Source organism: Nitrosomonas eutropha (assembly GCF_900116685.1).
Taxonomy (GTDB): domain Bacteria; phylum Pseudomonadota; class Gammaproteobacteria; order Burkholderiales; family Nitrosomonadaceae; genus Nitrosomonas; species Nitrosomonas eutropha_A.
This window is the reverse complement of record NZ_FPBL01000006.1, coordinates 46,843-59,800: the sequence shown is the minus strand read 5'-3', so window position 1 is coordinate 59,800 and position 12,958 is coordinate 46,843. Positions and strand designations below refer to the sequence as shown.

At 46.8% G+C, this 12,958-nt stretch carries 13 protein-coding genes; 9 read left to right on the top strand and 4 right to left on the bottom strand.

Going from position 1 to position 12,958, the window contains the following annotated elements:
• The first annotated feature begins 20 nt into the window (after nucleotides 1-20).
• The 9 genes from rpmF to BM331_RS07615 all read left to right on the top strand — a co-directional run bounded on the left by rpmF (nucleotide 21) and on the right by BM331_RS07615 (nucleotide 9,564).
• Nucleotides 21-203, top strand: coding sequence for a 50S ribosomal protein L32 (gene rpmF, locus BM331_RS07655; RefSeq protein ID WP_074455387.1), 183 nt, complete (start codon nucleotides 21-23; stop codon nucleotides 201-203).
• Nucleotides 204-253: 50 nt separating this feature from the next.
• A complete protein-coding gene (plsX, locus tag BM331_RS07650) occupies nucleotides 254-1,300 on the top strand; it encodes a phosphate acyltransferase PlsX (protein WP_074928581.1) in 1,047 nt (348 codons plus the stop codon).
• Between the two features lie 16 nt (nucleotides 1,301-1,316).
• Nucleotides 1,317-2,273, top strand: a complete 957-nt coding sequence (locus BM331_RS07645; protein WP_074928663.1) for a beta-ketoacyl-ACP synthase III — start codon at nucleotides 1,317-1,319, stop codon at nucleotides 2,271-2,273.
• A 3-nt stretch (nucleotides 2,274-2,276) separates the two neighbouring features.
• Nucleotides 2,277-3,215 (top strand): ACP S-malonyltransferase, encoded by a 939-nt coding sequence (gene fabD, locus BM331_RS07640; protein WP_074928580.1) that lies wholly within the window; start codon nucleotides 2,277-2,279, stop codon nucleotides 3,213-3,215.
• Between the two features lie 56 nt (nucleotides 3,216-3,271).
• Entirely contained in the window at nucleotides 3,272-4,015 is a 744-nt protein-coding gene (gene fabG, locus BM331_RS07635) for a 3-oxoacyl-ACP reductase FabG (protein WP_074928578.1), read from the top strand.
• A gap of 171 nt (nucleotides 4,016-4,186) precedes the next feature.
• Nucleotides 4,187-4,426, top strand: a complete 240-nt coding sequence (acpP, locus tag BM331_RS07630) for an acyl carrier protein (RefSeq protein ID WP_143032835.1) — start codon at nucleotides 4,187-4,189, stop codon at nucleotides 4,424-4,426.
• Nucleotides 4,427-4,458: 32 nt separating this feature from the next.
• Complete coding sequence (gene fabF, locus BM331_RS07625) at nucleotides 4,459-5,700, top strand: beta-ketoacyl-ACP synthase II (RefSeq protein ID WP_074928576.1); 1,242 nt, start codon at nucleotides 4,459-4,461, stop codon at nucleotides 5,698-5,700.
• Nucleotides 5,701-5,827: 127 nt separating this feature from the next.
• Nucleotides 5,828-6,844 (top strand): endolytic transglycosylase MltG, encoded by a 1,017-nt coding sequence (gene mltG / locus BM331_RS07620; protein WP_074928574.1) that lies wholly within the window; start codon nucleotides 5,828-5,830, stop codon nucleotides 6,842-6,844.
• Between the two features lie 107 nt (nucleotides 6,845-6,951).
• The gene (locus tag BM331_RS07615; protein WP_074928571.1) at nucleotides 6,952-9,564 is read left to right on the top strand and encodes a glycosyltransferase family 39 protein; all 2,613 of its coding nucleotides are present in this window, start codon (nucleotides 6,952-6,954) and stop codon (nucleotides 9,562-9,564) included.
• Nucleotides 9,565-9,569: 5 nt separating this feature from the next.
• Here the strand turns inward: BM331_RS07615 and BM331_RS07610 are convergent, their stop codons facing one another.
• The 4 genes from BM331_RS07610 to BM331_RS07595 form a co-directional block, all read right to left on the bottom strand.
• Nucleotides 9,570-10,382, bottom strand: a complete 813-nt coding sequence (locus tag BM331_RS07610; protein ID WP_074928569.1) for a ZIP family metal transporter — start codon at nucleotides 10,380-10,382, stop codon at nucleotides 9,570-9,572.
• 191 nt (nucleotides 10,383-10,573) lie between these two features.
• Nucleotides 10,574-11,332 (bottom strand): peptidoglycan editing factor PgeF, encoded by a 759-nt coding sequence (gene pgeF, locus BM331_RS07605; RefSeq protein WP_074928567.1) that lies wholly within the window; start codon nucleotides 11,330-11,332, stop codon nucleotides 10,574-10,576.
• 69 nt (nucleotides 11,333-11,401) lie between these two features.
• Nucleotides 11,402-12,589: a serine palmitoyltransferase gene (spt, locus tag BM331_RS07600; RefSeq protein WP_074928564.1), complete on the bottom strand. Its 1,188-nt coding sequence runs from the start codon at nucleotides 12,587-12,589 to the stop codon at nucleotides 11,402-11,404.
• The gene (locus BM331_RS07595) at nucleotides 12,589-12,843 is read right to left on the bottom strand and encodes an acyl carrier protein (RefSeq protein ID WP_074928562.1); all 255 of its coding nucleotides are present in this window, start codon (nucleotides 12,841-12,843) and stop codon (nucleotides 12,589-12,591) included. The genes spt and BM331_RS07595 overlap by 1 nt, the downstream gene beginning before the upstream one ends.
• Nucleotides 12,844-12,958 lie beyond the last annotated feature (115 nt).

Sequence of the window (12,958 nt, the reverse complement as noted above, 5' to 3'; positions counted from 1 at the left end):
ATATTTTTTGGAGTTAAATTATGGCTGTACAACAAAATAAGAAATCTCCTTCCAAGCGTGGGATGCACCGTTCCCATGATGCATTAACCAACCCGCCACTCGCGATCGAATCGACTACCGGAGAAACACATTTACGGCATCACATCAGCCCAAATGGTTTTTACCGTGGGAAAAAAATAATTAAAACTAAAAACGACGATTAATGACCCCAGCTGGTTCTTCATCATATCTGCCGTCCACCCCTTTTTGACACGTGAGCATAACAGTAGCAATTGATTGTATGGGTGGTGATCACGGCCCGCATGTCACAGTCCCGTCGGCTGTTGAATATCTGCGTCATGACCGCGACACCAACATTATCCTGGTTGGCAGACCAGAGATCCTCACGAAGGAATTGAATGCGCTTAACATATCGCCTGACTCGCGACTCAGGCTGTATCCGGCAAGCGAGATCGTCAGTATGGATGAACATCCGGCTATCGCCCTGCGCAACAAAAAAGACTCTTCCATGCGTGTAGCGCTTAACCTGGTCAAAAACGGTGAGGCGCAAGCATGCATCAGCGCGGGAAATACGGGAGCATTGCTGGCAACCTCGCGTTTTGTACTCAAAACTATCCCGGGAATAGATCGGCCCGCATTGGCAGTCGTTCTGCCTACTATTTCAGGACATACCTATGTGCTGGATCTGGGGGCCAATGTCAACTGCACAGCTGAACACCTGTTCCAGTTTGGTGTAATGGGTGCAACACTAGTTTCATCTGTCGAGAACAAGCCTAATCCAAGTATTGGACTCTTAAATATTGGTGAGGAAGATATCAAGGGTAATGATGTTGTCAAACAGGCAGCGGGGTTATTCCGTAGCAGCGGCCTGAATTTTTACGGCAACATTGAGGGGGATGATATTTACCGTGGGACGACCAACGTCGTAGTATGCGATGGTTTCGTTGGCAATGTCGCGCTCAAGACTTCGGAAGGATTGGCTCAGATGCTGGCCAGTTATCTGCGTGAGGAATTCAGGCGCTCTTTATTCAGCAAGCTGGCAGGGTTGGTAGCTCTGCCGGTGATCAATGCCTTCAGGCGTCGCGTCGATCATCGACAGTACAATGGCGCTAGCCTGCTGGGATTGCGTGGTACTGTCATAAAGAGCCATGGATCAGCCGACAGTTTTGCATTTCGCTGCGCTATCAAACGCGCTGTAGATGAAATACGCGGCGGCACATTACGACACATAGTCGAACATATTGAAACACTGCGATACAACATCGAGCAAAACATTACACAACCGGCATCAGTAGAGTGAGCAACTGAACATGGCTATGTATTCACGCATAATTGGTACTGGCAGTTATCTGCCGGAAAAAATCCTGACCAACCTGGAGCTTGAGTCCATGGTTGATACCAGCGATGAATGGATACAGACACGGACTGGCATCAAACAACGTCATATTGCTGCACCGGGCCAGATGGCCAGCGACCTTGCTTTGGAGGCCAGTCGAAATGCCATCAAGGCTGCAGGTATACAGGCAAGTGATATTGATCTGGTAATTGTTGCAACCACAACGCCGGATATGATTTTCCCAAGCACAGCTTGTATTCTGCAAAGTAAACTCGGCATATCCGGCAGCCCTGCATTTGATGTTCAGGCCGTCTGCAGTGGATTTATTTATGCCTTGGCTACGGCGGACATGTTCGTCAGCTCTGGAAAATCCCGTAATGCACTGATAGTTGGCAGTGAAGTGTATTCCCGGATTATGGATTGGAACGACCGCAGCACTTGTGTTCTATTCGGGGATGGCGCAGGCGCAGTAGTTCTTACCCGAGATCAGAAGCCGGGAATTCTCTCATCCCATTTACACGCGGATGGAAGCTATAGTCAGGTTCTTTCAGCCCCCGCTTCTATTCATTCCGGAAAGATACAAGGCACACCCTTCATCACGATGGAAGGCGGTACGGTATTCAAATTTGCCGTTAAAGTCCTGGAAGAGGCGGTACTGGAAGCATTGCGTGCGAATGATCTACAACCTTCCGATATCGACTGGCTGATCCCTCATCAGGCCAATATCCGTATTATCACCTCAACAGCAAAAAAGCTGGGTATACCCGAAGAGAAGGTAGTAGTGACTGTCACACAACACGGCAATACTTCAGCTGCTTCTGTGCCGCTGGCACTGGATCAGGCAGTACGCGACGGACGTGTCCAGTCAGGCCAGCATGTTGTGCTGGAAGGTGTGGGAGGTGGATTCACCTGGGGATCAGTTCTGGTACGCTGGTAAAACATGAAGATTGCTTTTATTTTTCCCGGACAGGGATCTCAGTCAGTCGGCATGATGGATGGTTATTCTGAACTTCCATCAATACGTGAGACGTTCAATGAAGCATCAGATATTCTGCAGCAGGATCTGTGGTCGTTAGCCAGCAACGGACCAGCAGACAGTTTGAATCTCACAACCAACACCCAGCCTGTCATGTTAACTGCTGACGTGGCCATCTACCGGGCCTGGCAACAGGCAGGAGGTGCCCGACCACATTATCTGGCTGGCCATAGTCTTGGCGAATATGCTGCGCTGGTAGCTGCCGAATCGCTTGGTTTGGGTGATGCTCTGAAACTGGTTCGTTATCGCGCAGAAGTCATGCAGGAAACTGTTCCTGAAGGAACAGGAGGCATGGCAGCCATTGTCGGGCTGGATGATGATACTGTTTCTTCAGTATGCGCTGAAGTAATAAATATGCTGCCAGATACATCACTGGAGCCTGCGAACTTCAATGCCCCTGGCCAGGTCGTCATCGCTGGCCATTCTCAGGCAATTGCACAAGCAGTGACACTCGCAAAATCAAAAGGAGCAAAATTAGCAGTTATACTGCCGATGAGTATTCCTTCACACTGCTCACTCATGCAACCGGCAGCCGAGAAATTTGCACTTCTGCTGGGAAAAACCACATTCCAACCTCCTCGGATTCCTGTCTTGCACAACGTCGATGTCCAGCAGCACCCCGAAACAGCTTCTATTCGCGAGATACTTGCGCGCCAGCTTGATAATCCAGTTCGCTGGACAGAGACAATTCAAGCCATTGCAGCACTAGGTGTAAGACATGTTGTGGAGTGTGGTCCAGGCAAAGTACTATCCGGTCTGACGCGACGCATTGATAAAAATCTGGAGAATGTTGCGCTAACTGATTCCCACTCCTTTCTCAAAACGGTAGAAGTATTGAAATAGTACGTCAGTAATGCATCATCAGAAATAGTTTTCTCATCAATTCATAAACTCCCGGAATGATACTGGAACATAAAATTGCACTGGTAACAGGAGCGAGTCGCGGCATCGGCAAAGCTATCGCCCTGGAACTGGGAAAGCACGGAGCAACTGTTATTGGCACTGCAACCTCTGAAAGCGGAGTTGACTATATCAATCAGTATCTGAGTGAGGCCCATGTATCAGGCATGGGTCTGGTTATGGATGTCAGCAATATCGAGCATATTAGTAATGGCATTGAAACCATACAAAAATCGTTGGGTAATGTTGCAATACTGGTCAACAACGCCGGCATTACGCGTGACAACCTGCTTGCCCGTATGAAGGACGACGAATGGGATAGTGTCTTGCAGACCAACTTGAAATCCGTGTTTTGTTTAAGCCGCACTGTCCTGCGCGCCATGATGAAAGCACGCAGTGGCCGCATTATTAATATCTCGTCAGTAGTCGGTACTATCGGGAATCCCGGACAGACCAATTATGCAGCGGCCAAGGCGGGAATGATAGGTTTCAGCAAATCGCTTGCAAAAGAAATTGGCAGCAGAAATATCACTGTAAACTGTGTAGCCCCTGGGTTTATAGATACCGATATGACCCGCTCACTCTCATCAGATCTGCAGCAGTCACTTATCCAGCATATTCCTCTTGGGAGATTAGGTCGCCCGGAAGATGTTGCTGCGGCTGTCGTTTTCCTGGCTTCCCCGGCTGCAGATTATATTACTGGAGCCACACTACATGTAAACGGTGGAATGTATATGGAATGACCTGATTTCTGATATTTCTAGCAAACCCTTTCAAAACCATGGAACATTCAATATTTTTTGTAGCAATAAATGGCATCTGGCCTACATGACCGGGCAGATTTTGCCGGTTGTTTGAAATTTGTTAAACTTGCGAGAGTTTTTTACCTGATAAGGATGGGTATATCAATGGATATTACTGAAATAGAACAGCGTATCAAGAAAATTGTAGCCGAGCAGTTAGGTGTTAACGAGTCAGAAGTTAAGAACGAATCCTCTTTCGTCAACGATCTGGGAGCGGATTCACTTGATACAGTTGAGCTCGTCATGGCACTGGAAGAAGAATTTGAATGCGAAATTCCTGATGAACAAGCCGAAAAAATCAATACGGTTCAAGAAGCCATTGATTTCGTAGCTGCTAATTCAACTCAGTAAGAATAATTTTTCAATGATTCAGCGGGGTTGTTTTGTCCAAGCGTAAAATAGCCATTACCGGGTTAGGAATTGTCTCTCCTGTCGGCAATACGGTTCCCGAAGCATGGGGAAACGTAATTGCCGGGAAATCTGGTATTACACAAATCACACGTTTTGATATATCGGACTTTTCCTCAAAAATTGCTGGGGAGGTCAAAGGATTCGAGATAACAGAGTATCTCTCTGCTAAGGAGGCGCGCCGTATGGATATTTTTATCCAGTACGGGATGGCAGCGGCCATTCAGGCTGTTAAGGATGCCGGAATCAGTGATGTAACCAAATTCGATGCTGAGCGTATCGGTGTTAATATCGGTTCCGGAATCGGCGGCCTGCCCATGATTGAGAATACCGATGCAGCCTATCATGCGGGTGGTCCCCGAAAAATATCTCCCTTCTTTATCCCCAGTACCATTATCAACATGGTGGCCGGTAATTTATCCATCATGTTTGGGTATAAAGGACCCAATCTTGCCATTGTTACTGCCTGCACCACTGCCACACACTGCATTGGCAGCTCTGCCAGAATGATTGAGCATGGTGACGCGGATATTATGATCTGTGGTGGCGCTGAATCAAGCATAACTCCGCTGGCTGTTGGGGGATTTGCCTCCGCCCGCGCCCTGTCATCAAACAACGACGATCCGGCGGCAGCAAGCCGGCCGTGGGATCTCGAAAGAGATGGATTTGTCCTGGGAGAAGGCGCAGGTATCCTAGTCCTGGAAGAGATGGAACACGCCAAAAAACGTGGTGCAAAGATTTATGCAGAGTTGGCCGGATTCGGTATGAGTGCGGATGCTTATCATATGACAGCCCCCTGTGAAGACGGTGAAGGTGCTGCTCGCTGCATGAAGAACGCATTATCTGATGCGCAGTTGAATCTGGAAGATATCCACTATATCAATGCACATGGAACATCAACGCCTTTGGGTGACATTGCAGAAACAGTTGCGGTCAAGCGTTGCTTTGGAGCACACGCCGAAAATCTGGCAATCAGCTCCACCAAGTCGATGACCGGACATTTGCTAGGTGCGGCAGGAGGTGTGGAAGCAATTTTCTCTACTCTGGCTATTTTCTATCAGATTGCTCCACCCACCATTAATCTTGATGATCCTGATCCCGAATGTAATCTGGATTATGTACCTAACACTGCCAGAGAAATGAAAATTGATGCCGCGCTGTCAAACTCATTCGGATTTGGTGGAACTAACGGTACATTAGTCTTTCGAAAAACCTAAATATCATTTCCCGTATTTCCGGGATGTGATATTTAGGAGTAATCGAAATACATATGAAAATAACTGATTACGCTTTCCGGAGAAATATCTGGCATGATCAGTTAACCGAATACCTGAGTGTGCTGACATGCCTGAATCGACACGTTCACTACGTTTTCTGAGTTTCGTTCTTTTAGTCATTCTGGTTGTCAGCACACTATTTTCCATATGGTTCTACCGCTTGGTCACAACACCGGTAAAACTTCCAGTCATACCCTATGAATTTTCGATCGAACCCCGAGGTAGTCTGCGTAATATCGCTCAACAATTAACCGATGCGGATATTCTCCCCAATGCATGGTCTTTCATACTCCTTGCACACATGACAGGATATAACGCATCGCTCAAAGCAGGCGAATACGAGCTTACCAAAAACTTATCGCCACTGGATCTGCTGGAATACCTCACTCAGGGAAGAGTCAAGCAACATACTGTTACTTTTCTTGAGGGATGGACTTTCTCGCAATTTAGAAAAATACTGGATGAGCACCCGGCTATCCATCATGTATCAAGCGAATTCAGTAATTTAAAACTACTGGAGCTGATCGGAGCAAAAGAACCGGGCGTTGAGGGTATTTTTTTCCCGGATACTTATTTTTTTACCAAAAACAGCAGCGATCTGACAATTCTGAAACGTGCTTACCATGCCATGCAGAGACACCTTGAAACAGAATGGATTTCAAGACAAAAATTACTCCCGTTGAAGAATCAATATGAAGGTCTGATTCTTGCTTCGATCATAGAGAAAGAAACGGGAAAAGACAATGAGCGCGCCTGGATTGCAGGTGTGTTTGTCAATCGTTTACGCCACAGCATGAAGCTCCAGACTGATCCAACAGTAATTTATGGCATGGGAGATAAATTCGATGGGAATCTGCGAAAAATCGATCTGCAGACCGATCATGCATACAATACCTATACCCGGATCGGCCTACCCCCTACCCCCATTGCCATGCCGGGACTGGCCTCCATCCGGGCAGCTTTTAACCCTGCTATTACTGATAAGCTCTACTTTGTTGCCAAAGGTGACGGAACTTCGCACTTCTCATCTACACTTGAAGAACATAACCGTGCTGTTCTGAAATACCAGAAAAATCGTCCATAGAATATCCTGATCCTGAATCAAGATGATCTTTCTCTAATACGTTGTCACCCCCGGGAAGCCAACTCTAAACCCATGTCAACAGGCCCCGGGAATAACTTGAGCTTAACATGCGATTTTCACTCATTATTCCTACCCTGAACGAAGCTGGAAATATCGACCCCCTACTAACGAGTATTTTCTCTCTTGATAACCTGGGAGATCAGTTTGAAGTCATTATCGTGGATGACAGTTCCACGGATGGCACTCCTGACAAAGTCAAAAAATGGCAAGACACTCATAACGTACGCTTGATTGAAAGACATGCACGACCCGATCTAACCGCTTCCATTCTTGACGGAACAGCAGCCGCCAAGTATGAAGTTATTGCAGTCATGGATGCTGATTTGAGCCATCCACCAGAACGATTGGCCTCACTAATCCAGCCGATTCTGGATGACACTCACGACATAACGATCGGCAGTCGTTACATAGCTGGTGGCGATACTATCGGCTGGCCTTTCTATCGTCTCTGGCTATCCCGGGCAGGGGGCTGGCTTGCACGCACTATTTGTGATGTAAATGACGCAACTTCGGGTTTTTTTGCTTTCCGAAGAGAGTTGATCAAAAACATTACAGAAAATGCTCGCGGCTATAAAATCCTGCTGGAACTGCTGATGACAGGGCGTGAACAACTGCGTGTAAAAGAAATCCCAATCCACTTCCACAATCGACTGCACGGAAGCTCCAAGCTCTCCCTTTCACATCATCTTACTTATCTGCAGCAACTCATCACACTGGCTGGTGGCACTGTCTCTTTCTACACAGCAAGCCGCTTTGCCATGGTTGGATTTCTGGGTGTCTTTGTTGATGTATTGATTTTTCAATGGATGACCGGGCAGGGCATCAGTCTGGCAACCGCACATATTTCCAGCTTCATCGCAGCAGCCAGCTTCAATTATGCTTTGAATACCAAATGGTCATTCCGGCTGCATCATTCGGGACATTTACATTGGAGCCAGTTCTCTCGCTTCCTGATCGTTGGAATATTTGCAATGCTCCTGAGAGGAGCCGTTCTGGCCTGGCTGGTCTATACCTGGAATATATCAAGTGAATGGGCTATTTTCCCTGCGATTATCGCAACAGCTATTGTAAATTACCTTGGATCCGCTTTTTACGTATTTCCACGAACCAAGCCCGCTGTTTCTACCGATACACGATGGCGCATTGCTGCCGTAGGTATTGTCTGTTTCGTCATCCTGCTGCGTCTAGTTTACATGAGTGTGGCGCAGCTGATCCCAGATGAAGCTTATTACTGGCAATACGCACAACATATGGATTTGAGCTTCTTTGATCATCCGCCGATGGTGGCGTGGTTGATCTGGCTGGGAACCACACTGGCTGGCCAGAATGAATTTGGAGTAAGAATCGGCGCCTTCTTGTGCGGGTTGATCGCAATGGCTTATTTATACGCCCTTGCACGCAACCTCTACGATAAATCTACCGCTATGCGCTCAGTATTACTGCTTGCCATCGTACCCTTTGGCTTTGCAGCAGGACTGGCAATGACACCAGATGCACCACTGGTTGCTGCTTGGGCTGCCACACTTTACTACATGGAGCGGGCCTTGCTCGCAAATCAGAACCGGGCATGGCTCGGGGTAGGTATTGCTTTCGGTCTTGGGATTCTGTCCAAATACACACTTGGACTGCTTGGCATCGCTGCACTGGTTTTCGCTATCCTGGATCCGGTTGCGCGCCGCTGGCTGTTGCGCCCACATCCCTATGTAGCTGTATTAATTGCGCTGATACTGTTCAGCCCCGTGATCATCTGGAATATGGAAAATGACTGGGCTTCCTTCTTGTTTCAGACCAACAGGGTCGGCAAGGCACATCACGAATTTGCAACGCCTAAGTTAATGCTGCAAATTGCAATTATGCTTACGCCAGTCGGACTGGTCGCAGCGATACTCGCATTGCGTTCAGTGTTTCTGAGCTATCCCCAGACAGCCCGTAAATCTCTTTTCATTGGCATATTCACTGGAGTCCCACTAATAGTTTTTCTGATAGCCAGCACTTTTGGTTCTCTGCGCTTCCACTGGACCGGCCCACTCTGGTTGGCGTTGATACCCACCATGGCCTGGATGATCGGACAAAAGAATATATTCAAGAATATCTCGGGATGGCTGAGCACTGCCTGGCAGCCAATGATCACCGTATCATTACTGACCTACGCTTTCATTTTGCATTATGTCACGCTGGGAATACCTGGACTCCCTTATCAATTTCTGAGCGAGCATTATTTCTGGAGGGAAACCACAGCAGAAGTCGAAAAAATTGCTGATGAAATCAGGCAAACAACAGGAGAAGCACCAATTGTGGTTGGCATGAGCAAATGGTCAATAGCCAGTGCGCTTGCGTTTTACAACAATAATCACCCTACTCTTGATATCCGATCTCGCAATCTATTTGGCGAACACGCCGCCATGTACAGTTTCTGGTACCCGTCCGAATCCCCTACTAACCGGCCCATTCTGCTGATCGGGATGAAACGGCAGGCATTGGAATCAGGCTCAGCCGAAGGAGATTTTGAAAGAATGCTGATAAAATCCGGAAGTGTGAATACTCGTGAAATCTATCGGTATGATGGTGTTTTATTGCGCACTCTTTATTATCGTACTGCAGAAGGCTATCGTGGCAATCTCACTTCATCATCAATACCTGTTTCTGTAGAAAACAGGTAGCTGCTTTAGTGATTATGGCCAAAAAATAGCCCTATCAACCATATCGTGCTGATTCCCATAACGATAAGTGTGACCTGTTGAACAGTTGCACCGATCTCAGGGCGCTTATGCAAGCTAGGGATCAGATCAGACATTGCCACATAAATCATGCTTGCTGCAGCAAGAGCAAGTATTGGGGCAATCAGATGATCCAATTGATGCAGCATAAAATACCCCAGTAACCCTCCAAACACAGTTGCTGTACCGGATAGCAGATTGGACCAGAGTGCTCCCGCTCGTGTAAACCCTGAATTGAGCAAAATAATAAAATCCCCTGCTTCTTGTGGAATCTCATGTGCAGTAATCGCAATAGCCGTAACCATTCCCAGTTGAATATCAGCCATAAAGGCTGTTGCAATCAGGATACCATCTACAAAATTATGAAAAGTGTCACCCAGTATAATCATCATGCCACTGCGGCCGTGATCATGAACACCTACCACCCCTCTGCCAGCTGCAGAAACCACCTGCGATGTGGGTTCATGTGCTTCACATTCTGATAAATGGCAATGGCGCCATAACAAAAGTTTTTCCAGAATAAAAAAAACAAGAATACCAAGTAACAAAATAAACGTCAGTTGTTTCGGCGTATCAGTGAGCTCCAATGCTTCAGGTAACGCATTCAGAAATGCTGCTCCAAGAAGCGCGCCGATAGCATATGAAATTAGTATATTGATCCACTTATCACTACGGACATTTAAAGCAAATAATGCTGCAAGTCCAATGCTCAGTAAACCACTTGCTACGCTGGCAAGCACAATCCAGGTTAACACTGACATAAATTATGTTTCCAGATGGGTCAGAAATATGCAGAACGGGCACACTATATCGCTCACGGATTTATGTGCAATCGAGCATCAGTAAGGAGGAAGGAAATTCGTCAAGATTTTTCAGGCCAAATCCATGCTCAGGAACTGTAAAACAAGCGGGTACTTCACATGCCCCCATCTTGGCGAGTATTAAACAAGAATTACTTATCAGGAAACTGCGTCATCCACAATAAACCAGCCATCCTTCCTGTTTTACGATCACGACGGTACGAATAAAACTTTTCAGGATTGCTGTACGTACATAAATTACCACCATAAATTTGGGAGACCCCGGCATGAGACAGTCTTTGGCGTGCCAGATCAGAAAGATCCGCATACCATTTTCCTTTTTCTTTTCCTGGGAAAAATGCCCGTGCTGCCTGAAAATCATACTCGGTAAATATCGTTCGCACCTCGTCACCAACTTCGAAGTGCTGTGAACTGATTGCCGGACCAAACCACGCGATTATTTGATCACTATGACTGAATTCGCGTAATGCCTGAACTGTGCTTTCGATAATTCCCTTGGCCAGCCCACGCCACCCAGCATGGGCAACGCCCACTACACTACCTGCCATGTCACACAACAATACTGGAAGACAATCTGCCACCAGAACTGCACACACCACTCCGGGATATCGGCTCATTGCAGCATCCCCCTCAAGCGCTTCACTATCAGAATCTACCCAAATTGCCCTGGAACCATGAACCTGGGTCAGCCAGCGGGGATGATCTGGTAAATATTGGCGCAACTGGTTTCGATTTAGTTGAACAGCGTGTGGATCATCATCGACATGAACCGCCAGATTTAGGCCAGTATAAGCTCCTCTTTCGGTCACAGCCGCCCCAGTATTACGAGTAGTAAACATGGCGCAAACATTTGCGGGAGAAGGCCAATCCGGTACAATCCTGTCAATCATTAACCAAGAATTCTTGTCATTCAACTACTCTTAACAAATACAGGATTTAAATTTAGTAATCGCATCCACTCACTGTGTCACAGTGGGATACAGTTTAGAGAAGGTCTCACAAACCCGGCTAATTTGTTCAGTAGTATGCGCTGCATTAATGCTGCAACGTACCAATGACTTTCCTTCCGGAGCAGCAGGAGGCAATACTAGATTTACATAGATATCGTGCGCCATCAATCCGTTCCACAGGGTCAACGCCCGTTTAGGGCTATCAAGTAAAACGGCTACTATAGGTCCGGGCTCCGGTCCCAGACAATACCCGGTTTCTTTTAGGCAGGAATAAAGCTGGTAAGCATTCTTCCATAGCTGTTCACGTAATGAAGACCCATCACGCAATAACTGCAAGGCAGCACGTGTAGAAGCAATTGTTGCTGGGGAAGGGGAAGCTGTAAATATGTACGGATGACTTACATACCGAAGCTGGTTAAGCTGAGGATGATTACTGACACAAAAGCCACCGATACCACACAGACTTTTACTAAAAGTTCCGGTTATAAAATCAACTTCGTTAATCATCCTGGATTTTTCCACCAACCCTTGCCCGGTTTCTCCAAGAACACCAAGTGAATGCGCCTCATCAAGTAACAAAGTGCTCTGGTAGACATTTTTCAATTTCACAATCTCTGCCAGAGGAGCCTGATCACCCAGCATGCTGTAAATACCTTCAATAATGATCAGTGTATCACGGCTGCGATCACCCAGCCTGCGAAGGCGTTTCTCAAGATCGATTACATCATTATGGCGAAAACGGATAACATCCGCTCCACTCAAAATACATCCATCATAGATACTGGCATGTGCATCCCCATCAATCAGCACAACATCACCAGCCCCCGCCAACCCGGAAATGGTTCCCAGATTAGCTTGGTAGCCTGTTGTAAAAACAATACATTCGCGGCAGTGATAAAACTCTGCCAACTCACGTTCCAGCGCCCGATGCCCGTAATAATTACCATTGGCCATACGTGAACCGGTGGTGCCAGTACCTTCCTGATCAATAGCCTTATGAGCAGCCTCTCTGCATTCAGCAGAAAAGCTGAGCCCAAGGTAGTTGTTCGTACCCAGCATTAATACTCGACGCTCCCCGATTCTGGCTTCCGTCGCAGAGTAGGATTCATCTATGGGGATACCAAAAGCAGCGAGACCCTCAGGTAATTGTGCTTTCCTTGCTGCTGCAGCTGCATCAAGTTTTTCCAGCAGATTCATTATGATGATAATTTGATTTTATAAATCAGATTGGCAAGATCCTGAACCGTCAGGACGTCCACAAGCGCATTCAACGGAACTGATATATCAAACTGATCTTCAATTTCCATTATGAGATTCAGCAGTTTGACCGAATCAATCGCAAGATGTGTAATGAGATTAGTTTCTGGAGATATCTCCGCTTCAACATCTGTAAAACAAGCCAGACGCTGACAAAGCAGTTCAGTAATTTGTGTTTGGGTTATTTTAGACATGAGATCAATCCCGGAACAGTGTATATCGACAAATTTATTTCCGGATCGAGAAACATGAAGACGCAAGAAGCCTGAACAAAATCAAGGTACATAAAGGCTATATATTGTCGCATGA

Coding starts and splice junctions, on each gene's coding strand:
- pgeF (WP_074928567.1), bottom strand. CDS start 11,332: ATGATTGACAGGATTGTACCGGATTGGCCTTCTCCCGCAAATGTTTGC.
- fabG (WP_074928578.1), top strand. CDS start 3,272: ATGATACTGGAACATAAAATTGCACTGGTAACAGGAGCGAGTCGCGGC.
- mltG (WP_074928574.1), top strand. CDS start 5,828: ATGCCTGAATCGACACGTTCACTACGTTTTCTGAGTTTCGTTCTTTTA.
- BM331_RS07610 (WP_074928569.1), bottom strand. CDS start 10,382: ATGTCAGTGTTAACCTGGATTGTGCTTGCCAGCGTAGCAAGTGGTTTA.
- BM331_RS07595 (WP_074928562.1), bottom strand. CDS start 12,843: ATGTCTAAAATAACCCAAACACAAATTACTGAACTGCTTTGTCAGCGT.
- spt (WP_074928564.1), bottom strand. CDS start 12,589: ATGAATCTGCTGGAAAAACTTGATGCAGCTGCAGCAGCAAGGAAAGCA.
- fabD (WP_074928580.1), top strand. CDS start 2,277: ATGAAGATTGCTTTTATTTTTCCCGGACAGGGATCTCAGTCAGTCGGC.
- rpmF (WP_074455387.1), top strand. CDS start 21: ATGGCTGTACAACAAAATAAGAAATCTCCTTCCAAGCGTGGGATGCAC.
- BM331_RS07645 (WP_074928663.1), top strand. CDS start 1,317: ATGTATTCACGCATAATTGGTACTGGCAGTTATCTGCCGGAAAAAATC.
- BM331_RS07615 (WP_074928571.1), top strand. CDS start 6,952: ATGCGATTTTCACTCATTATTCCTACCCTGAACGAAGCTGGAAATATC.